The organism is Kutzneria buriramensis (genome assembly GCF_003387475.1).
In the GTDB taxonomy this organism is placed as follows: domain Bacteria; phylum Actinomycetota; class Actinomycetes; order Mycobacteriales; family Pseudonocardiaceae; genus Kutzneria; species Kutzneria buriramensis.
Map to the genome: position 1 here is coordinate 19828 of NZ_QUNO01000003.1, position 21031 is coordinate 40858.

At 70.0% G+C, this 21031-nt stretch carries 21 protein-coding genes; 12 read left to right on the forward strand and 9 right to left on the reverse strand.

Annotated features, from left to right (window positions below; all coding sequences use genetic code 11):
* Positions 1-20: 20 nt before the first annotated feature.
* The 6 genes from BCF44_RS08500 to BCF44_RS08525 all read left to right on the forward strand — a co-directional run bounded on the left by BCF44_RS08500 (position 21) and on the right by BCF44_RS08525 (position 7803).
* A complete protein-coding gene (locus tag BCF44_RS08500) occupies positions 21-596 on the forward strand; it encodes an RNA polymerase sigma factor (RefSeq protein ID WP_116173645.1) in 576 nt (191 codons plus the stop codon).
* The gene (locus BCF44_RS08505; protein ID WP_116173646.1) at positions 583-1470 is read left to right on the forward strand and encodes a hypothetical protein; all 888 of its coding nucleotides are present in this window, start codon (positions 583-585) and stop codon (positions 1468-1470) included. The genes BCF44_RS08500 and BCF44_RS08505 overlap by 14 nt, the downstream gene beginning before the upstream one ends.
* 45 nt (positions 1471-1515) lie before the next feature.
* Positions 1516-1839, forward strand: a complete 324-nt coding sequence (locus BCF44_RS08510) for an ArsR/SmtB family transcription factor (protein WP_116173647.1) — start codon at positions 1516-1518, stop codon at positions 1837-1839.
* 93 nt (positions 1840-1932) lie between these two features.
* Entirely contained in the window at positions 1933-2778 is an 846-nt protein-coding gene (locus BCF44_RS08515) for an SCO6745 family protein (RefSeq protein ID WP_116173648.1), read from the forward strand.
* 94 nt (positions 2779-2872) lie between these two features.
* Positions 2873-7114 carry a GH92 family glycosyl hydrolase gene (locus BCF44_RS08520; RefSeq protein WP_116173649.1) on the forward strand — a complete coding sequence of 1414 codons (4242 nt, stop codon included), beginning with the start codon at positions 2873-2875 and terminating at the stop codon, positions 7112-7114.
* A gap of 158 nt (positions 7115-7272) precedes the next feature.
* A complete protein-coding gene (locus tag BCF44_RS08525; protein ID WP_147328440.1) occupies positions 7273-7803 on the forward strand; it encodes an RICIN domain-containing protein in 531 nt (176 codons plus the stop codon).
* Positions 7804-7850: 47 nt separating this feature from the next.
* On the opposite strand, the gene BCF44_RS08530 is transcribed toward BCF44_RS08525, so the two are convergent.
* Positions 7851-8702, reverse strand: a complete 852-nt coding sequence (locus BCF44_RS08530; RefSeq protein ID WP_379798179.1) for a LysR family transcriptional regulator — start codon at positions 8700-8702, stop codon at positions 7851-7853.
* A gap of 68 nt (positions 8703-8770) precedes the next feature.
* Between BCF44_RS08530 and BCF44_RS55375 the strand changes: the two genes are divergently transcribed.
* From BCF44_RS55375 to BCF44_RS08545, 4 genes are read left to right on the forward strand one after another with little or no spacing between them, the layout of a single operon-like run.
* Positions 8771-9163, forward strand: coding sequence for a hypothetical protein (locus BCF44_RS55375; protein ID WP_170217408.1), 393 nt, complete (start codon positions 8771-8773; stop codon positions 9161-9163).
* Positions 9147-11117, forward strand: coding sequence for an NB-ARC domain-containing protein (locus tag BCF44_RS08535; protein WP_170217410.1), 1971 nt, complete (start codon positions 9147-9149; stop codon positions 11115-11117). The genes BCF44_RS55375 and BCF44_RS08535 overlap by 17 nt, the downstream gene beginning before the upstream one ends.
* Positions 11118-11160: 43 nt before the next feature.
* On the forward strand, positions 11161-11910 hold the full coding sequence (locus BCF44_RS08540) for a tRNA(His) guanylyltransferase Thg1 family protein (protein WP_116173653.1): 750 nt from the start codon (positions 11161-11163) through the stop codon (positions 11908-11910).
* Between the two features lie 54 nt (positions 11911-11964).
* Positions 11965-12663, forward strand: a complete 699-nt coding sequence (locus BCF44_RS08545) for an SDR family oxidoreductase (RefSeq protein ID WP_116173654.1) — start codon at positions 11965-11967, stop codon at positions 12661-12663.
* Between the two features lie 67 nt (positions 12664-12730).
* On the opposite strand, the gene BCF44_RS08550 is transcribed toward BCF44_RS08545, so the two are convergent.
* The 6 genes from BCF44_RS08550 to BCF44_RS08575 all read right to left on the reverse strand — a co-directional run bounded on the left by BCF44_RS08550 (position 12731) and on the right by BCF44_RS08575 (position 18992).
* The gene (locus BCF44_RS08550; RefSeq protein WP_116173655.1) at positions 12731-15037 is read right to left on the reverse strand and encodes a polysaccharide lyase 8 family protein; all 2307 of its coding nucleotides are present in this window, start codon (positions 15035-15037) and stop codon (positions 12731-12733) included.
* An 80-nt stretch (positions 15038-15117) separates the two neighbouring features.
* A complete protein-coding gene (locus BCF44_RS08555) occupies positions 15118-15612 on the reverse strand; it encodes a hypothetical protein (RefSeq protein ID WP_116173656.1) in 495 nt (164 codons plus the stop codon).
* Positions 15609-16928, reverse strand: a complete 1320-nt coding sequence (locus tag BCF44_RS08560) for a DUF58 domain-containing protein (protein ID WP_116173657.1) — start codon at positions 16926-16928, stop codon at positions 15609-15611. The genes BCF44_RS08555 and BCF44_RS08560 overlap by 4 nt, the downstream gene beginning before the upstream one ends.
* The gene (locus BCF44_RS08565) at positions 16925-17872 is read right to left on the reverse strand and encodes an AAA family ATPase (RefSeq protein WP_116173658.1); all 948 of its coding nucleotides are present in this window, start codon (positions 17870-17872) and stop codon (positions 16925-16927) included. Before BCF44_RS08565 ends, BCF44_RS08560 begins: the two co-directional genes overlap by 4 nt.
* Positions 17869-18330, reverse strand: coding sequence for a hypothetical protein (locus BCF44_RS08570; RefSeq protein WP_116173659.1), 462 nt, complete (start codon positions 18328-18330; stop codon positions 17869-17871). The genes BCF44_RS08565 and BCF44_RS08570 overlap by 4 nt, the downstream gene beginning before the upstream one ends.
* The gene (locus tag BCF44_RS08575; RefSeq protein WP_170217412.1) at positions 18327-18992 is read right to left on the reverse strand and encodes a DUF4129 domain-containing protein; all 666 of its coding nucleotides are present in this window, start codon (positions 18990-18992) and stop codon (positions 18327-18329) included. The genes BCF44_RS08570 and BCF44_RS08575 overlap by 4 nt, the downstream gene beginning before the upstream one ends.
* A 34-nt stretch (positions 18993-19026) precedes the next feature.
* On the opposite strand from BCF44_RS08575, the gene BCF44_RS08580 reads away from it, so the two are divergent.
* Both BCF44_RS08580 and BCF44_RS08585 read left to right on the forward strand, forming a co-directional pair.
* Complete coding sequence (locus tag BCF44_RS08580) at positions 19027-19386, forward strand: DUF2203 domain-containing protein (RefSeq protein ID WP_116173661.1); 360 nt, start codon at positions 19027-19029, stop codon at positions 19384-19386.
* 64 nt (positions 19387-19450) lie between these two features.
* Positions 19451-20320, forward strand: a complete 870-nt coding sequence (locus BCF44_RS08585) for an ADP-ribosylglycohydrolase family protein (protein ID WP_116173662.1) — start codon at positions 19451-19453, stop codon at positions 20318-20320.
* Here the strand turns inward: BCF44_RS08585 and BCF44_RS08590 are convergent.
* Positions 20298-20606 (reverse strand): ArsR/SmtB family transcription factor, encoded by a 309-nt coding sequence (locus BCF44_RS08590; protein WP_116173663.1) that lies wholly within the window; start codon positions 20604-20606, stop codon positions 20298-20300. The genes BCF44_RS08585 and BCF44_RS08590 overlap by 23 nt on opposite strands.
* A complete protein-coding gene (locus BCF44_RS08595) occupies positions 20596-20991 on the reverse strand; it encodes an SRPBCC domain-containing protein (RefSeq protein ID WP_116173664.1) in 396 nt (131 codons plus the stop codon). Before BCF44_RS08595 ends, BCF44_RS08590 begins: the two co-directional genes overlap by 11 nt.
* Positions 20992-21031 lie beyond the last annotated feature (40 nt).

Sequence of the window (21031 nt, forward strand, 5' to 3'; positions counted from 1 at the left end):
ACGTGCTCACGAGGTCGCGGATGACCGCATCCCAGGCGCCGCCCGTCGACGACGCCGAGGTGATCGTCCAATCGCTGACCCAGCCCGAGCTGTTCGCCCAGGTCTACGACCGGCATGCGGTCGCCGTGCACCGGTTCCTGGCCCGCCGCGTCGGCGCGCAGCTCGCGGACGACCTCGCCGCGCAGACGATGCTCACCGCCTTCGACACCCGTCGGCGCTTCGACCCGGCGCACGGCTCCGCGCTGCCCTGGCTCTACGGCATCGCCACCAACGTGCTGCGCCGGCACGCGCGGGCCTCGGTCCGCCACCTGCGCGCGTTGTCCAAGCTCGACCCGTATCCGCTGGAGGCGCGGCACGACGAGGACGTCTCGGACCGGGTCAGCGCCGAGGCCGCCGGCCGCGAGCTGGCTGCCGGCCTGGCGGGGCTCAACGCCAACGAACGGGATGTGCTGCTGCTGGTCGCATGGGAAGGCCTCAGCTACGAGGAAGTGGCGCTCGCGCTGTCCGTCCCGCTCGGCACCGTGCGATCCCGCCTGCACCGTGCCCGCACCAAGATGCGCACCGCGCTCATGGAGGCTTCCGATGACCGACCTTGACCAGATCGAACGGCTGCGGCCGGACGTCGACGACCCGTCCCCGTACTGGCTGGCCGCCACCCGCACCGCGCTGCTGGAGCGAACGCCCCGGCGGTCGTGGGAACACCACCGGTCGCGGCGGAGCACCCTGATCGCGGCGGCCGCGGCCGTCGCGGTGTTGGCGACGATCGCGGTGGTGATGCCGGGCAGCTCGGCGCTCACCGCCGCCGCGCACGACCAGTACTACTACGTGAAGGAGGCCCACGGCGGAGGCGGCAGCCCATCCGGCACTCTGGAGCTGTGGTACCCGGTCGGCAGCGCCGATCCGGTCCAGCCGTGGCACCCCGCGTGCGACCACGGGGCGGTGACGGGAATGCCGTACCGGTGTCATCCCATGGGTGGCTCGGGGGTCGGCTGGGTGGCCGACTACACGCCGGACGAGCCGCTCGGCAACCTCAGCGTCGACCAGTTCCGGGCGCTGCCGACGGACGTCGACCAGCTCCGGACGAAGGTCTACGAGCAGGCCAGGCAGTGGCAGGCGATCCAACCGCCCGACGGGGTGCGCGGTGGCGTCTACTACTCGCCGGACCTGGATCAGCAGGCGTTCCTCGTCATCGACGCGGGCCTGCGGACCGGACGGGCGCCGCAGCCTCTCGCGCAGGCGCTCTATCGGGTGCTGTTGACCATTCCGGGCGTGCAGGCGACGCAGCAGGCGACGGACAGCGCCGGCCGGCCGGGCGTCGGCGTCGCCCGCACGACGGCGGGCTTCCTCTATCGCCTCATGCTCGTGTTCGACCGGTCGACGCACGGATTCCTCGGCGAAGCCGGCAGCTACCCCGGCTCGGTCTCGATCCTCGCGTCGGGACCGGTGGCCAAGGTCGGCGACCGCCCGTAATACCCGCCTTGCGTTATATAAGCGGCCGGTGCGATCGTCGGGGGCGTGCACGCGTTCGACGTCCTCGGCGACCCGGTCCGCCGCCGCATCCTGGAGCTGCTGGCCGACGGCGAGCTGACCTCCGGCCAGGTCACCGAGGTGATCCGGGCCGAGTTCGGCATCTCGCAGCCGGGCGTCTCCCAGCACCTGCGGGTGCTGCGGGAGAACGGCTTCACCACCGTACGGGCCGACGGCACCCGCCGGCTGTACTCCGTCGACCCGACGCCGCTGCGGGAGATCGACGGCTGGCTGGACCGCTACCGGCGGTTCTGGCGGCAGCCGCTGGACGCCCTGGCCACCGAGATAGCCAGGGGCAAACGCGCCCGATAGCCTGGTACCGACCAGTCGGTATGCGAGGTCGCGCCGGTCTCCGGAGCGACCTCGCCCCCGCCCGGACCGGGCGGCATGAACACAGGGGTTGGGATGACTCTGGGGCGTAGTGCCTGGCAGGCGATCGAGCCGCTGCACGCGATGATCTACTTCGTGCCGGAGGCGAAGGACCGGTTCGAGGCGCTGGGCCTGGACGCCGGTTCCGGCTACTTCGCGTCCAGGTCGGCGGCGTTCGGCGAGGCCTCGGCGGAGACGGTCATCGCCACGTTCTACAACTTCAACCCGGCCTTCATCCGCCGCTGCATCCCGGCGGCGTGGGAGAAGGCGTCGCCGGCACAGGTGCTGGCGGCCCGGCTGGAGGCCGCCGACGCGGCGCTGCGGCGCGGCCTGGGCGACCTGGTCGCCTCGGACGAGCTGGTCGAGCTGGCGGCGTTGACCCGCAAGGCAGCCGAGGCGGCATGCGAACGTCTGGAGGGCCGGCCGCTGTTCGCCGCCCACGCGGCGCTGCCGTGGCCGACCGAGCCGCACCTCCAGCTGTTCCACGCGCAGACGCTGCTGCGCGAGTTCCGCGGCGACGGCCACCTCGCCGCGCTGCTCACGGCCGAGCTGACCGGCCTGGAGGCGCTGGTCGTGCACGCGGCGACCGGCTACCTGCCGGCGAGTTCGCTGCGCAAGACGCGGCAGTGGAGCGAGGACGAGTGGGCCGCGGCCGTGACCGTGCTCCAGGAACGCAAAATCGTTGAACAGGGCGAGGAACTGGCGCTCACCGAGGCCGGAGCGGCGCTGCGGCAGGGCATCGAGGACCACACCGACCGGCTGGCCGAGCCGGCGTACTCGGCGCTCGGCGAATCCGGCGTGAATCGCCTGGTGGAGCTCGGAAAACCGCTGTCCCGGGCGATCGTCGAGGCCGGGATGCTGCCACACCTCAAGAAGAAGTAACGTCCGGACAGGAAACAGGACAGATTCTTGACATCGATGTCACACCCGGTTTCGCTGTCGCCCAGGCAACGGCGCTCCGGGAGGGACTCGACGCATGAGACGACTGTGGTTACTGCTGCTCAGCACGGCATTGATAGCAGGGCTCACAGCAACGGTCCCGGCGGTCGCCCTGGCCGCCGGGAACACCGATTTCGCCTCGTCCTTCGAGGCGAGTGATCCGCAGCCGAACTGGACCGATACCGTCGAGACCAACCCGAGCGGGGCTCCGAAGTCGGCCGGCGTGAACGGCGCGGACGCCTCCACGATCCCCGGCAACGTCGATGACAAGGTTGTCGACGTGCAGGCCAACGCGGAGAACGACGGTGCCGGCGAGGTCAAGGAGAACCTGGTCGACGGCAACGTCGCCACCAAGTGGCTGACCTTCACCCCCACCGGTTGGGCGCAGTTCCAGCTGTCCGAGCCGATCGCGGTCGTCCAGTACGCGCTGGCCTCGGCCAACGACGCGCCCGGCCGCGACCCGCAGAACTGGACGTTCTCCGGCTCCCAGGACGGCAAGACCTGGACGACGCTGGACACCCAGACCGGGCAGAGCTTCGAGAACCGGCAGCAGACCAAGACGTACAAGATCGGCAACACCACGCCGTACCTGTACTACCGGCTCGACATCACGCTCAACCACGGCGACCCGATCGTGCAGTTGGCCGAGGTGCAGCTGATCGAGGCCGTCGGCGACACCCCGCCGCCGCCCACCATGCGCAGCTACGAGGGCAAGGGCCCCACCGGCGGCTACAACGCCAAGGCCAACGCCGGCTTCACCGGCGTGAAGGCGTTCCGCTACGTCGGCAGCCACCTGGTCGCCGGGCACGCCTACTCGTACAACAAGATCTTCGACGTGGACCTCGCGGTCACGCCGAAGACCCAGCTGTCGTACCAGATCTTCCCCGAGCTGATCGGCGACGACCCGAACTACACCAGCACGTACGCGGCGGTCGACCTGGCCTTCAGCGACGGCACCTACCTCAGCCAGCTCGGCGCGCAGGACCAGCACGGCTTCGGGCTGTCGCCGCAGGCCCAGGGCGACTCGAAGTCGTTGTACACCAACCAGTGGAACCACATCGCGTCCACCATCGGCACGGTCGCGGCGGGCAAGGTGATCAAGCGCGTCCTGATCGGTTACGACAAGCCGACCGGGCCGGGCGCGTTCTCCGGCTGGATCGACGACATCAAGATCGCCGGCAACCCGGCGCAGCCGAACTACGCCCACCTCACCGACTACGTGAGCACGGTGCGCGGCACCAACGCCAGCGGCTCCTTCTCGCGCGGCAACAACTACCCGGCCACGGCGGTCCCGCACGGCTTCAACTTCTGGACCCCGATGACCAACGCCGGCTCGCAGGACTGGCTGTACCAGTACGCGAAGGCCAACAACGCGCAGAACCAGCCGACGCTGCAGGCGTTCGCGGCCAGCCATGAGCCGAGCCCGTGGATGGGTGACCGCCAGACGTTCCAGGTGATGCCCGAGAGCGGCGCGCCGACCGCCGACCGCAACGCCCGCGCGCTGGCCTTCAGCCACGACGACGAGGTGGCGCAGCCGGACTACTACTCGGTCAAGTTCCAGAACGGGATGCGCACCGAGATCACGCCCACCGACCACGCGGCGGTGTTCCGGTTCACCTTCACCGGCAACCAGTCCACTGTGGACTTCGACAACGTGAACAACGGCGGCGGCCTCACCCTCGACGCCGCCAACGGTGTGGCCACCGGCTACTCCGACGTCAAGAGCGGGCTGTCCACCGGCGCCACCCGGATGTTCGTCTACGCCACGTTCGACAAGCCGGTCACCGCGGGCGCCAAGCTCACCGGGACCGGACGCGACAACGTGACCGGCTACTTCCAGTTCGACACCAGCTCGGACAAGACCGTCACGATGCGGATCGCCACCTCGCTGATCTCCGTCGACCAGGCCAAGGCCAACCTGGAGCAGGAGATCTCCGGCACCGACACCTTCGACACCGTGCGGGCGCGGGCGCAGGCGGCGTGGGACAAGCAGCTCGGCGTGATCACCGTGCAGGGCGCCAGCCAGGACCAGCTGGTGACGCTGTACTCCAACCTGTACCGGCTGTTCCTGTACCCGAACGAGGCGTACGAGAACACCGGCACCGTGGCCAGCCCGAAGTACCAGTACGCGAGCCCGGTCGTGCCGGAGGTCGGCCAGGACACGGCGACGCGGACCGGCGCGAAGATCAGTGACGGCACGATGTACGTGAACAACGGCTTCTGGGACACCGCCCGGACCGCCTGGCCCGCGTACTCGCTGCTCACGCCTTCCATGGAAGGCAAGATGATCGACGGGTTCGTCAACCAGTACAAGGACGGCGGCTGGACCTCGCGCTGGTCCTCACCGGGCTACGCCGACCTGATGACCGGCACCAGCTCGGACGTCGCCTTCGCGGACGCGTTCGTCAAGGGCATCGACAACTTCGACGTGCAGGCCGCCTACGACGCGGCGGTGAAGAACGCCACCGTCGTGCCGACCAGCTCCGGCGTCGGCCGCAAGGGGTTGGACACCTCCAACTTCCTCGGCTACACCTCCACCGCCACCGGCGAGGGCTTCTCCTGGGCGATGGAGAGCTACGTCAACGACTACGGCATCGCGCAGATGTCCAAGGCGCTGCTGGACAAGGCCAAGCCGAACGACCCGCGCCGGCAGGAGTACTCGGACAACTACACGTACTTCCTCAGCCGCGCGCAGAACTACGTCACCCTGTTCGACCCGACGGTGAACTTCTTCCAGGGTCGCAATCCCGACGGCAGCGAGCACACCCCGACCGCGAGCTACGACCCGCGGGTGTGGGGCGGTGACTACACCGAGACCGACGGCTGGAACATGGCGTTCTCGGTGCCGCAGGACGGCCAGGGCCTCGCGAACCTGTACGGCGGCAAGGACAAGCTGGCCGCCAAGCTCGACCAGTTCTTCTCCACGCCGGAGACCGCCAAGTTCCCGGGTTCCTACGGCGGCACCATCCACGAGATGGTCGAGGCGCGGGACGTGCGGATGGGCCAGTACGGGGCCAGCAACCAGCCGTCGCACCACATCATCTACATGTACGACTACGCCGGCCAGCCGTGGAAGACGCAGGCGTACGCGCGGGAGGCGCTGTCCCGGCTCTACACCGGCAGCGAGAACGGCCAGGGCTACCCCGGCGACGAGGACAACGGCGAGATGTCCGCGTGGTACATCTTCAGCGCGCTGGGCTTCTACCCGCTGACCATGGGCTCGGGCAACTACGCCGTCGGCTCGCCGCTGTTCACCCAGGCGACGATCCACCTGGAGAACGGCAAGTCGCTGGTGGTCAACGCCCCGAAGAACAGCGCGAAGAACGTCTACGTGCAGGGGCTGAAGGTCAACGGCAAGGCGTACGACAAGACGACCCTGTCGCAGAGCCTGCTGGAGTCCGGCGGCACGCTGGACTTCGACATGGGGCCGAACCCGTCCAAGTGGGGCAGCGCCGACGGCGACGCGCCGGCGTCGATCACGCAGGGGTCCGCGGTGGCGCAGCCGCTGCACGACCTGACCGACCCGAAGCAGGGCGCCCTGTTCGACAACACCTCGAACACCCAGGCCACTGTGGACGGTCCGGTGCAGATGCAGCCGTCCGACGCCACGCAGCGGGTGCAGATGTACACGCTCACTTCGGGCTCGACGGCGTCGTCGGCGCCGTCGAGCTGGGCGCTGAAGGGCTCGTACGACGGCAAGACGTGGACGACCATCGACCAGCGCAGCGGCGTCAAGTTCACCGATGCCAAGCAGACCAAGGCGTTCAGCGTGGCCAAGGTCGGCCGGTACAGCTACTACCGGCTGGAGCTGGGTTCGTCGGCGACACTGTCCGAAGTGGAGCTTCTCGGCAAGCCGAACCCGGTGTGCGGCACCACCATCGACGGCTCGGTCAACGGTCCGCTGACCGTGAAGGGCGTGACCTGCCTGACCGGCACCGTGAACGGGCCGGTCACCGTGTCGCCGGGCGCGTCGCTCTACGCCTTCGGCGGGTCCATCAGCGGCCCGGTCTCGTCGAGCAACGCGGCGGCGGTCGTCCTGCTCGGCACGCACGTGTCGGGTCCGGCGAGCATCGTCGGCACGACCGGTGAGACCAGCATCGAGACCGCTACCGTCGACGGTCCCGTCTCGCTGGTCGACAACGCCGGCACGGTCGTGACGTCGACCTCGGTCGGCGGGCCGCTGGCCTGCTCCGGCAACTCCCCCGCCCCGTCCGACAACGGTCTGCCCGACACCGTCCGCGGCCCCGCAGCCGGCCAGTGCGCGGTGCTGACCAAGTAACCGGCACCACCCGGGCGCCCCACCTCCTTCGGAGGTGGGGCGCCTTTGTTCACCCACCCAGCCATACGCAGTTCTACGAATGGTGCGCGCCGGACGGGCTTGAAAACCTTTCCCCAGCAGCGAATCCCGCTGCCCCCGTCGGAAAGGATCGTGTAGCTGTGTCTCGACTGAGGCGACTGGGCCTGGTCACCATGCCGCTGCTGGCCGTGGTGATGATGCTGACCGCGACCCAGGCCAGCGCCGACACGGACTTCTACCAGATCTCCAGCAAATGGAGCAGCAAGTGCATGGACCTGCGTGACCAGGAGGCCGACAGCGCCACCCCGCATGTCCAGCAGTGGTCGTGCAAGGACAACGTCTCCAACCAGGAGTGGTCGCCGGTGCTGCTGACCAACGGCACCATCCAGCTGGTCAGCCGGCGCACCGGCAAGTGCATGAGCGTGGACGGCCACTCGGACCTCGCCGGCGCGCTGATCGTGACACAGTCCTGCTTCGCGGCCGACGCCTGGCAGCAGTGGCGGTTCGAGACGAACCCGTTCCCCAACGCGAGCGGGTCGGCCTGGCTGGTGAACTTCCACAGCGGCAAGTGCGTGGAACTGCCGGGCTGGAACACCAGCGACGGCCTGCTGCTGGCGCAGTCCGACTGCGTCGGCGGCTGGAAGCAGTACTGGAACACCATCGGCCTCTGAGCCGCCCCCGTGCCGGTCGCGCCCCGCGCGACCGGCACGAACCCACCTCAGCTGGCGGCGGCCCTGGTTCCGTCGGTGGCGGCGCGGACGAAGGCGGCCACGGAACGGGAGCGGCAGCGTTCGGGCCAGGCGAGGACGACGGTGGTGGGGCTCGCGTCCAGCACCGGAATCGCCACCAGGCCGGTGTTCAGGTTGGTGCGCACCGACTCCGGCAGCACCGCGATCGTCCGTCCCAACGCGATGAGCTGCATGAGCTGGGCGGAGTCGCGCACCTCCGGGCCGCCGCCGGACATGCCCGGCCAGCGCGGCATCGTCTCGCCGTCGAGGTCCGCGAGCTGGAGGCTTCGCTTGCGGGCCAACCGATGCGTGCTCGGCAGCACCGCGACCGACCGCAGCGTCAGCAACTCCTCGGTGTCGAAGCCGCTCATGTCGTCGTGCGGGTGGTGCAGGAACCCCACGTCCGCCCGACCGTCGCGCAGCAGCCCGGCCTGCTCCCCGATGCCGCAGATGATCAGATCCACCGGGCTCGCGTCCGGATCCCGTTCGTACGCCTCGAGAATCCCGCTCAGCAGCCCCCCGTCCCCGCCCGGCTTCATCACCACCACCAGCTGCCGGTCCGGCCTACCCGCCCGCTGCGCCCTGCGCACCGCCGCCGCCACCCCGTCGAGCGCCTTGCGCCCCTCGTGCAGCAGCACCTCCCCCGCCTCCGTCAGCCGCACGCCCCGGCTGTTGCGGATCAGCAGCTCCACTCCCAGCCGCTGCTCCAGCTGCCGGATCGCCCTCGACAGCGGCGGCTGCGCGATCCCCAGCCGCTGCGCCGCCCGACCGAAATGCAGCTCCTCGGCCACCGCCACGAACTTCCTGATGTCCTCCGACTCCACCGCCCTCACGCCGTCCATCTTGCCGCGTAACTCCGAGGCGGTGCGGTCCGACAGTCACGGGTAGCACGTCGACGTACGGAGGACCGATGGTTGAACCCGTGACTATCACCCTAGCCATTGCCCTGGTGCTGGCCCGCAAGATTGCCGAGGGCGCCGCCAGCGAGGCAGGCAAGCAGGCTTGGGCCGGTCTGTCCGGCCTGGTCCGCGGACGTTTCAGCAGCGACACTGCCGCGACGAATGCGCTGGACACCGCCGAGGCATCGCCAACCAGCGAGGAGGCGATCCGCACGCTCGCCGATCACCTTCACCAGCACGCGGCCGATCCAGGCTTCGCCCGGGCGCTGGTCCCCTGGGTCGAAGAGCTCTCCCCCGGCTCGTACGCCTCGGTTGGCGACCACGCAACGATCCATGGGCACAACATCCAGAACAGCACCATCAGCGGCACGGTATCTGGCGGCGGCAGTGGGCCAGCCCGCTGATCACGCTTCTGTCGGCGAGCACGCCACGATCCTCGGCCACAACATCCAGAACTCCACGTTCACCGCGTTGCTGCGAGAGCCGACGTCGTTCCCAGCGCAACTGCCCCGGCCGGTCGAGGACTTCACCGGCCGTACCGCCGAGATCGAACAACTCGTGGAGTTCGCCGGCCACGGCGCCGCCGTTGTCGTTACGGCGATCGAGGGCACTGCCGGCGTGGGCAAGACCGCGCTGGCAGTCCACGCAGGCCACCAGGTCAAGCACCAGTTTCCGGACGGCCAGTTGTACGCCGACCTGCTTGGCTACACCGTGGGCCGGACGTCGGCGACGCCGGGCGACGTCGCCGCCGGATTCCTGCACAGCCTCGGAATACCGGCCGAGGACATCCCCACTCAGGCCGAGGCGAGGACCGCCGCCTTCCGTGACATCGTCAGCCGGCGGCGGCTACTGGTGGTGCTGGACAACGCCCGGCGTGAGGACCAGGTCCGACCGCTGCTGCCGGCGTCTGGCTCGTCGCTGGTGATCGTCACCAGTCGGCACGTGCTGGCCGGCCTGGACGGCGTTCAGCGGATGCCGCTGGACGTACTGACCGAGGAGGAGGCCCTAGACCTGCTCGCCACCACCGCCGGCCGGCAGCGGGTGGCAGCCGAGCCCGAGGCCGCACATCAGGTGAACATCCGGTGCGGGAAGTTGCCGTTGGCCGTACGAATCGCTGGCCGACTGCTGGAGACTGAACCCGGATTGACCGTAGCCGATCTGGCCGCGGCGCTGGGCGACGAGCGAGAACGCCTCGCCGAGCTCAAGGCCGGCGACCTGGCGGTGCGAAGTGCCTTCGAACTGTCCTTCCGCGCCCTGCCCGATGAGCCCAGCCGCATGTTCACGCTGTTAGGCCTGCACCCCGGCCCCGAGATCAGCGTCGACGCGGCGATGGCACTGGACGGCACCGCCACCACACGGCAAATCGCCCGCCTGATGCGCGAGCTGCACCACGCCCACCTGCTGGAATCCGTCAGCGCAGGACGGTATCGAATGCACGACCTCATCCGCCTCTTCGCCGCCGACCGCGCCGCGGAGGACCTGCACGACGTCGAATCAGGGGCCGCCGCGCAGCGGCTCGTCGTCTACTACGTCCGAGCCACCCAACAGGCAGTTCGCGATCTTCACGGCGACGAATCCGGGGCCCGGCGTGCGGCGGCGTGGCTAGGCAACGAACGCGACGTCGTGGAAGCGATCGAGACCAGCCTGCGGGGACCGTCACTAAATCCGCGCCGAGTGTGGCTCTATATGTCACTTTACGCCCACATCCACTACCAGCGCTCGGAATCCATTCTTGCCGAACACAAGAACGGCTCTCGCACGAAGATATTCTGCCTAGAGAGGGCTCGACTGATCTCCAATCTCGCCGTTGCGGTGCGGGCGCACGCCCGGAATCTCGCCACATCAACCAGTTCTAGCCCACGCCTGCTGCAAGTCTTCCGCCACAAAAGATCAACATCCGCCGAGCTCAGCCAGATCGACCGAGTGGCAGCCGAACTGGAACAAATCGCAGCTCACCTGCGAATCGATCCCAACCTTGAAACCATTGTCAGCACCGCCGACACATTGTCATTCCTGATCGAATCAAAAAATGCCTTGATGGCCACCATTCCAATCGAGGACACGCAACTGGCGAGCGCGCTCCGCGAGGAAGTCGAATTGTGGCGCGAAGCGAGCCCTTTGCTTGACCGGATCAATGATCTGAACGTTCAGCTTGTGGCCAGCATGGACCCGCTGGCAACGGCTCACGAGGAGTTCGCCAGACTGATGGCAAAGTTCGCGAACGATTTCGCCGCAGCAGGCGACCGTCGAAGCTCGCGCCACTTTCGCCGCGTCGCATGGGCATGGCAGATCCAAGCGAAGTGGATACGACGACGCCGAGCTGAACTGGATGCCATACTGGGTCACGGGCCGAGTTAGAAATTAGGGGCCGCTCCGCACGCCGGCGGGTACCGTTCGGGGCATGCGGGGGCGGGAGTTCGAGGCGCGGCAGCGGGAGCGGGAGTGGTTCCACGGGCTGGTGGTGCCGCGCGGCTCGTGGCCGATCATCAGGGTGGACGGGAGGGGCTTCTCCAACTTCACGGAGGAGCGCTTCGACAAGCCGTTCGACGAGCGGTTCTCGCGGTTGATGGTGGACACGGCCCGGGCGATGCTGACGGAGTTCGGGGCGCGGTACGTGTACACCGAGAGCGATGAGATCTCGCTGTTGCTGCCGGCCGATACGAACGTGTTCGGGCGGGGCGTGGAGAAGATCGTGTCGCTGACGGCCGGCCTCGCGTCGGCGGTGTTCACGCACGGCATGGGCGAGCCGGCGACGTTCGACAGCCGGATCTGGCTGGGCAACAACCGGGGCGACGTCCTGGACTACTTCTCGTGGCGGCAGGCGGACGCGACGCGGTGCGCGCTGAACGGCTGGTGCTACTGGACGCTGCGCAAGGCCGGCAGGACGAGTCGGCAGGCCGACAAGGCGATCGAGGGCAAGAACGCGGCCGCCAAGAACGAGCTCCTGTACGAGGAGGGCATCAACTTCAACGAGGTGCCGGCCTGGCAGCGGCGCGGCATCGGCCTGTGGCTGGAGGAATTCGAGCGCCCGGGCCACGACCCGATCACCGGCGAGGACGTGGTGGCGACGCGCCGGCGGGTCCGGGTCGAGCGGGAGCTGCCGATGAAGGACGACTACCGGGCCTTCCTCACCGATACCGTGAAGGTATAGCCGGGTATCGAGTCGGTCCTGGCCAGCACGGCCGGCAGCTGGTGGACTCGTGCCATGACCGACAACACCATCGCCCTGATCACCGGGGCCAACAAGGGAATCGGCCGGGAGATCGCGGCGCAGCTGGTGGCGCGGGGCGTGACCGTGCTGCTGGCGGGGCGGAACCCGGAGCTGGTGGAGGCGGCGGCGAACGAGCTGGGCGCGCGACCGGTCGTGCTGGACGTGACGGACGACGCCAGCGTCGCCGCGGCGGCGAAGCTGGTGGAGGAGGAGCACGGCCGGCTGGACGTGCTGGTCAACAACGCGGGCATCACCGGCGGCCGCGGCAACAACGACGTCGCCACCGTGCAGAAGGTGTTCAACACCAACGTGTTCGGCGTGATCCGGGTGACGGACACGTTCCTGCCGCTGCTGCTGCGGTCGTCGGCGCCGCGCATCGTGAACGTGTCGAGCTCGGTCGGCTCGCTGGCGCACATGGCGTCGCCGGACGACCCGTCGCCGTTCTTCTCGCTGACCTACCGCCCGTCCAAGACGGCGCTGAACGCGATCACCGTGCAGTACGCCAAGGAACTCGGCAAGCAGGGCGTCAAGGTCAACGCCGTCTGCCCGGGCTGGTGCGCCACCGACCTGAACGGCTTCGCCGGGCACCGCACGCCGCAGCAGGGCGCGGAGATCGCGGTGACGATGGCGACGATCGGCGAGGACGGCCCCAACGGCGGCTTCTTCGACGAGAACGGCCCGGTCGCCTGGTGATGCGAAAGGACCATTCCTGACGTTCAACGTGAGGAATGGTCCTTTCCGAACATCAGAAGCTTGACGGTCACCAGCCGATCTTGAAGGTGTGGGTGGCGCCGAGGGAGCCGGTGACGTCGACGGTCTTGCTGCCGACGCCGGCCACCGTGACGGTGATCGACGTCTGTAACTGCGTCGGGTCGGACAGGGCGAAGTTCCAGCCGCCCCAGCCCCGCGACCACAGCACGGACGCCGGCGCGGACACCGTCACCCGGCCGACGGACCCGGCGGCCCAGAAGTTGGCGGCCGTGACGTCGTCGAGCTGAACCGCTTGCACGCCAACGGTGTTGGCCTGCACGCAGAACCGCCCGCGCGCCCCCGCGGTCTCCCACGAGGTGGCCCCGGGCAGCACGGCGTACGCGTAGGACGCGCCCTTGGGATTGGCCCCGTGGTTGATGAGGATCTTCTGGAACCGCCGCGTGTACGGCACGGTGGTGCCGTGCGTGTTGGCGCCGGTGTCCACCCCGAACCAGGTGCCGGTGCGGTCTTCCCGTGACGTGACAACGGAAGCGTCGTCGAGCAGCACGTAGCCGGCGACGCCCTCGAGGTGCAGCCAGTGCCGCTGGGCGGTGAGCCGCTTGGTGCCGTTCTCGCCGATGTTGCGGTTCTCGACGGTGGTGCGCACGGGTGCGCCGCTGGCGTCGGTGATGCCGGCGCCGAGGCAGACGACGCCGTCGGGCGTGAAGAACCAGGACTTCTTGGCCGACAGGGTGCCGTCCTGAGAGATGAAGTCCAGCCCGAACGCGCCGTGCCGGTCGTCCCAGCGCGCGCCGCCGACCCACGCCGTGGTGGTCAGCGGCGTGGTGCCCAGCAGCGTGGGCGGGGTGGCGTCCTTCTCGGTGGTGCCGGGCAGCGCGGTGGCGTCGACCGTCGGCCAGTACGCGTCGCTGTAGGCGGCCTGGTCGCCCGGCAGGAACGTGTACAGCACACCGTCGCCGGTGTACCAGCCGTGCAGGTTCTGCCCGTTGATCGCCTCGTACCGGGTGATCCTGGTCGACCCCACCCCCAGCGAGGCCGACCAGGTGGGCGTGACGTGGACCATCCGGTCCTGCTGCGGGAAGACCCGGTGCGTCGACACGGTGTGCGCGGCGTCCCGAGTGGACAGTTCCTTGGCGAACTCGACCTCGGGCACGCCGACCGCCTGGAGGCCGCCGGAGAACCGCACCAAGTTCTCCACCTTGAAGTACGGGGCCCAGAGGCCTTCCTTGATCCACTTGGTGGCCAGCGACACCAGCTGCTTCTGCGTCGCCCCGGTGGCGTGCCGGGCCAGCAGCACGACGGCCGCGGTGAGCTGGTGGCCGGCGTCGTAGCCGGTCTCGCCCTGCCGGGAGAGCATGCGGCCACGAACGGGCTCCATCATGGCGCCGGACGCCACGAATGGCGCATACACGTCAGCGACGGTGTCGAAGAACTTCTGCTTCACGTCGGCGGACAGCTGGGTCGCGGTGCCCTCGGTGACGTGGATGATGCCGGCCGCAGCGGTCAGCAGCACCAGGCCGTAGTGGCCGGGGTAGGGCACGACGCCGTGCTGGATGAACGAGCCGTCGGTGTGGTAGCCGTCGCTGGTGGTGACCCGGGCGACCAGGTTGGCCGCGCCGCCGCCGGCCTGGTCGGTGACGGCCGCGATGGCGTTGACGATCCGCTGCGAATCGCCGGCCAGCGCGCCGGCCACGATGCTGATCAGCGACTTGTCGGCGCGGTTGGCGCCGGTCTCGACCAGGCCGGGCGTGGCGGTGCGCATGTTGGGGTCGACGTTGAAGCGCAGCACGGGCTTCAGGTAGCGCTGGAGGTCGGCCGGCGCGAGCTGGTCGCGCATGCAGACCAGGGTCTGGATCACCCAGTACGGCACGCCGATCTCGTACGAGTACCAGTTGCCGATCTCGGCGGTGTTCTCGTTGTACTCGGTGCGGTACAGGGTTTCGATGGCGGTCGCGATCCGTTGCGCCTGACCGGGTTTGGTCGACAGCGCCGAACCCGGCGTCGCGAAGTTCACCGCGATGGTGCGCAGCCGGTACCACATCGTCGGGAAGTAGTTGCTGCCCGGCCCGACCGGCAGGTCCGTCCACAGCTGGTCGACGGCCACGTTCATGGTCGAGTCGTACTGGAGGGCGACCTCGTCGAGGGCCTTCACCGCGCCGGTTCTCTCCGGCGACGGGAGGTTGCGTCCGACTTGGAGCTCGCGGTACGCGGCAATGATCTTCTCAGCGTCGCTGACCGGCGCGGTGTCGGCGACGGCGACGCCGGATCCCACCGCTCCCGTCAGCGTGCCGACCGCCGCCGTGGAGACGCCCGCGGCGACGCCGTATCGGAGCAGGTCCCTGCGGTTGATCGACATCCCCGCCTCCGTTCATATATATGAACACGTTTCACAATTTTGAAACCTGGCGGAGAAATTAGTGTGATGGACAGCACCTGTCAACGGCGCGGCAGGGCCAGCAGCCCGATCCCGGCCGCCGCAAGCAGCCCCGCGACCTCGACGATCGGATCGATCCGACCGGCCGGCAGCAGCACGGCGACGGCCACCAACGCGAGCACCGAGACCTGAACGAGCAGGTAACGGCGCAGCGGGCGGCGGAACGCGGACAAATGCAGCCGCGCGCCGATCGGAATCACGCCGGCAATTCCGGCCAGCACGTGCCCCAAATGCAGCAACGGAATGAGCAGCACCGCCGCCACACCGACGGAAGACCCGTCCAGGAACGCGGTGGCCAGCGCGGTGGCGCCGATGAACACGGTCATGCCCGGCGAGCTCGGCAGGGCCACCGCGACCGCGGCGAGCACCGCGAACACGATCATCAGGCCGAAGCCGAGTCCTTGCAGGGCAAGGATTCCGACCACCGCCGCGCCGATCGCGGCGATCGCCGCGCGCAGCCACCACGCCGGCCGTCCCGGCTTCAGCTCGAGGGTCATCGGCGGATCCGCCGCAGCAGCTCGGCGATGGACGCCCCGTCGGTCCAGGACATCACGAAGATGCCCCGGTCCCGCAGCGCGGTGAGCCGGGCGCCGTGCTCCAGCAGCAACATCCGCCGCACGGCCTCGCCCCACCGGTCGCTGCGGTCGGCGATCAGCGCCTCCGGCAGCACGTTGATCGCCAGCACCCGGCTCCCGCGTCGCACCGCGTGCACGGCCGCCTGCACGATCGCGTCGTCGAGGAACGGCGAGAGCACCACCACGACCGCGCCCTGCGGCACCTGGTGCTCCGTCAGCACCGGCGCGGGCGACCAGCCGGCGGCCGACGCGCACACCACGATCTGGTTGCGCAGCCGCAGAAGTTGCCGCCGGCCGACGCCGGGGCGCAGGCCGAGCTGCGGCCGGCCGAGGTCCACGAGCCCGACCCGGTCACCCAGCCGGAGGTAGCTCGCCGCGAGCGAGACGGCGGCGCGCACGGCGGTGTCGAGGCTGCCGCCCGGCCGGACGGTCGCGCCGGGCAGCGACACCGACCACTCGGCGAGTTCCGGCACCACATCGGCGCGGGTGTCCAGCGCCAGCAGGATGTCCGCGTCGGCAGTCGCGTGTCGTTCGCGCACGTACAACTCGCCGTTGGTGCTGCGCAACGAAACCCGCCAGTCGATTCGCCGCAGCCGGTCCCCCGGCTGGAACGGCCGGATGTCACGCAGCTCGACACCGTCGCCGGGGCGGCGCGACCGGTGCGCGCCGACCAGGCCGGCCGGCCGTGGCGGCAGCGGTCCGACCGGCAGCTTGTCCAATGGTGGCAACACAGTTCGGCTCATATCGATGCCGACCATCGGACCGTGCACGATCATCGCGTCGGGCCCGGCGAGCAGGTGATCGACACGCACGTCCACGCCCTCGCCCCACGCCGAGCGGCGCAGCGGGGCCGCCACCCGCCGTACCGAGGCGGGCAGCAGATGCACCGGCCCCGGACCGCCGACTCCCGCTGTGGGCAGGCGAATCGCCAGCAGCTCGGCGTTCTCCCCCGGCTCGATCTCGACGACCACCGAGGCCGCGTCGGTGGACTCGGCCGTGCGCGGCGGCGGGGTCACCCGCACCCGCGGCTCGCCGGACGGCGCGGCCAGCGTCGCCAGCACACCCGAGATCAGCAGCGGAGCGCCGATCAGCACCAGGTCCACATAGTGCATGATCACGCCGGTCACCACCAGCGCGGCCCCGAGGAACAGGCCGCGGCGCAACGTCTCCGTGCCGTGCCACGTCTGGTTGCGGCCGCCGATCAGCGCCTGGCGGATCCGCTCCGCGCGGTTGCTCATCGCGTGCTCGCCGGCCCCGGGACCTTGCCCAGCAGCTCCGTCACCACCTGCACGCCGGTGACGCCCGACGTCCACGTCTCGGGCCGCAGCACCAGCCGGTGCGCCAGCGCGGCGATCGCGCATTCCTTGACGTCCTCGGGAAGAACGTGGTCACGCCCGTCCACGACGGACAGCGCGCGGGCCACCAACGTCAGCGCGAGCGAGCCTCGCGGCGACGCCCCGACCTCGACCGCCGGGTGCGCGCGGGTCGCGGCAACGAGTTCCACGCAGTAGCGCAGGATGCTCTCGTCGACGGCGACCTTTTCGACCTCTGCCTGGAGTTCCGCCAACCCGGCGGCGTCCACGACCGGCGCCACCTCGGTCTCCTCGCGCTGCCGGGCCAGCCGCCGGCGCAGCACCTCGATCTCCTCCTCCGCCGCCGGATAGCCGACGTCCAGCCGGAGCAGGAACCGGTCGAGTTGCGCCTCCGGCAGTGGATAGGTGCCCTCGTACTCAACGGGATTCGCGGTCGCCAGCACGTGGAACGGCTTGGCCAGAGGGAAGGTGTGCCCCTCGACCGTGACCTGCCGTTCCTGCATGGCTTCCAGCAGCGCCGACTGGGTCTTCGGCGGGGTGCGGTTGATCTCGTCGGCGAGCAGCAGGCCGGCGAAGATCGGGCCCTGCCGGAAGGTGAACTCGCGGGTGGCCGGGTCGTAGAGGAAAGACCCCGTGACGTCGGCGGGCAGCATGTCCGGCGTGCACTGGAGCCGCCGGAACTCCAGGCCCAGCGCCTGCGCCATGCTGCGCGCCAGCAGCGTCTTGCCCAGGCCCGGCACGTCCTCCAGCAGCACGTGACCGCCCGCCAGCACCGCCGCGAGGGCGAGCCGCAGCGTGCGGCGCCCGCCCACGACGACTTCTCCGACGGCCTCGAGCACCGCTTCGCTCGCGGTGGCCACAGCGGTCACAGTTCCTCCAGTCGTGCCAGCAAGGTCGCGAACCGCGCCGGATCCGGCATGGTCGCGGCGGGATCGGTCAGCAGCCGGTGCAGGTCGACGCCCAGCAGCTCACGGACGGCCGGGTCGCCGAGTCCGGCATCGGCCAGGCCCGGATGCCGGCGGATCCGGCCCAGGGCAAGTGCTTGCAGCCGCGGCCGGATGCGGCTCGCGAACCGGTGCCGGTCGGCCTCCGCGTCCGCCATGCGGGCGCCGAGCGAGCTGGCGTACGTGGCGATCGGCGCGGACGAGCCGGTGGGCAGCGGATGCCAGTTCGGGTCGAGCGGCGGCAGCAGGCGGCTGGCGAGGTTGGCCAGCACCGCGATGACCAGCGTGATCAGCAGCGTCCACGGCAGCAGCGGCACGCCGACCAGGATGTAGGTGGCGGCGAAGCCGATCACGGCGGCTACGCCGGTGACGAACCAGCTCATCGGACCGCCTCCAGATCCGTGATGATCCGGTCGAGCGCGTCGCCGGCGGCCTCGGCGTCGGCCTCGGTCATCACGCCCTCGACGCCGAACCGGGCCCGGCCGTAGAGGCGGCGCAGGCGGTCCAGCGCCTCGCGGTTGACCTCGTGGCCGGCGAGCACGGAGCCGACGAACTCGGTCGGCGTCTCGTGCGGCTGCCGCTCGGTGCCCGTCTCCATGGCCGCGTGCTCCAGGCTCAGCCAGGCCGCGATCACCCGGTCCGACGGCGGGCCGCCCTCGTGCGCGCGCAGCCGGGCCAGCGCCTGGCGACCGGCCCGGACCAGCGGGGCGAGCGACCCGTACGCGCCGCCCTCCGCCGTCTCCTCGCGGCCCGGCACGGCCGTGATGCGCACCCGCTTGCGGCGCGCGATCATCGCCAGCAGCGAGATCACCGCGGCGACGGTCAGCAGCAGGCCGGTGACCGTCAGCAGCAGACTGACGTACGGGATCGGGTTGGTGGCCGCGTTGCCGCGCAGCTGGTCCTGGTTTGTCTGCAGGATCTGGTTCTGGGCGCGGCCGGTCAGCCGCAACGGGTCCAGCGTGAACGACGTCGCGCCACGCGCGGCGACCACCGCGAGCAGCAGCAACGCCGCCAACGCGAGCACCCGGGGCGAGACACGCGACATGCTCGCAGAATGCACCATCTGAGAGGCTGCCCGCATGGGATTGTTCACGATCGAGCAGGCGCGGGAGGAATTGGCGGCGCTGATGCCCGTTTTGGACGAGCTGGTCGCGCTGCGGGCCGACGCCGCCGAGCTGGCCGCCTCGCTCGCCCCCGGCGGCCGGCCGACCCCGCTCGGTGGGCTGCCGGAGTGGAAGGCGTCACAGGCCCGGCTGGACGAGCTGATGACCGTCGTGCAGCAGACCGGCGCCGAGCTGAAGGGCCTCGCGCCGCTGCTCGTCGACTTCCCGGCCGACCTGGACGGCGTGCCGGTGCTGCTGTGCTGGCTGGAGGGCGACCGGGAGCTGGCCTGGTACCACCGCGAGGACCTGGGCTTCGCCGGTCGCCGCCGACTCTAGATGAACGTACGTTCACCTGGGAAATGCGATTGCCGGTGATCGCCCGGTTCGCGAGCATCGGCGGATGACCGTGTGGAACTCGCTGCGAGGCCTCGCGTTGGGCGACGCCTTCGGCGAGCAGTGGTTCCTGCGACCGACGTCCGAAGTGGACAGTTCCATGGCCGAGCGCCGCGTCGCGGAGGGCGTCTGGCCGTGGACCGACGACACCGCGATGGCGCAGGTTCTGTTGGCACACCTGGATTCCCGCGGCACGGTCGAGCAGGGAGCCCTGGCGGCGGAGTTCGCGTCGGCGTACGAGGCGGACCCGAATCGCGCGTACGGCGGTTCCATGCACGGCGTGCTGACCGCGATCCTCGCCGGCGAGCCGTGGCGGGCCGTGACGACCAGCCAGTTCGACGGGCAGGGCTCGTGGGGCAACGGCGCGGCGATGCGCGTTGCGCCGCTGGGCGCGTGGTTCGCCGCCGACCTGGACGCCGTCGTCGACCAGGCGCGGTTGCAGGCGCTGGTGACGCATGCCCACCCCGAGGCCGTGGCCGGGGCGATCGCCGTCGCTGTGGCGGCGGCCACCGCTGTCAACGGCGGTGAGGGCCTGCTCGACGCCGTACTGGATCGGACCCCGAACGGCGAAGTGGCGACCGGGTTGCGCCGCGCGACGCGGCTGCGGCCGGCGCTCGATCCGCGGCACGCGGCCGGCACGCTGGGCTGCGGTTATCGGATCTCCGCCGCCGACACCGTGCCGTTCGCGATCTGGTGCGCCGCCCGGCACCTCGACGACCTGGTCGAGGCGCTGTGGGCGACCGCTTCCGCCGGCGGCGACATGGACACCACCTGCGCCATCGTGGGCGGCATCGTCGCGGCCCGGACCGGCCTCGACGGCGTGCCGGCGGCGTGGCTCGCGGCGTGCGAGCCGCTCACTGCTCGGCGACCCGCTTGAGCATCGCCAGCCGGCGGTCCCAGGACGAGGCCAGGCCGGACAGGTAGCGGGACGCGCCCTCCAGCGGGCCGGATTCCACCTGGTAGAGCACCTGACGGCCGGCCCGCCAGCTGCTGACCAGGCCGGCCTGCTCCAGCACCAGCAGGTGCTTCATCACCGCCTGCCGGGTCACCGGCAGACGGGCGCCGAGGGTGGTCGCGCTGGCCTGCCCGAGCTCCGCGAGCACGTCCAGCAGCTCGCGGCGGGTCGGGTCGGCCAGTGCGCCGAGCACGGCGTCAACGCTCACATTCGGCCTTCGCGACGTCCAGTTGCATGCGCCATCCCTTGACGTTGCCCTCCCGGTGATCCGCGGAGACGAAGCCGCTCTCCACGACCTTCAGCGTGGTCGCCCCATCGGCCTCGCTGAGCCAGAACTCCACGAGCGTGGTCGCCCGCTCGTCGCCGTCGTCCAGCCAACGATACGCAACATAGCGGGGCGGATCGCTCTTCTCGGTGCGAATGCGGAAGCTGCCGTACTTCGGGTCGGTCACCACGTCGACGTCGTCGGCCTCGCGGGTGCGCGTCTGCTTGCTCCGATCGCCGTCGCCGATCCACCAGCCGGCCTCGCTGACCAGGCCCCAGACCTTCGCGACGGGTGCGTCGATGACGATCTCGCGCTCGATGTCGTCCACTCGCTTCTCCTCCTCAGGTGCTACCTACAGGTTGCACCTA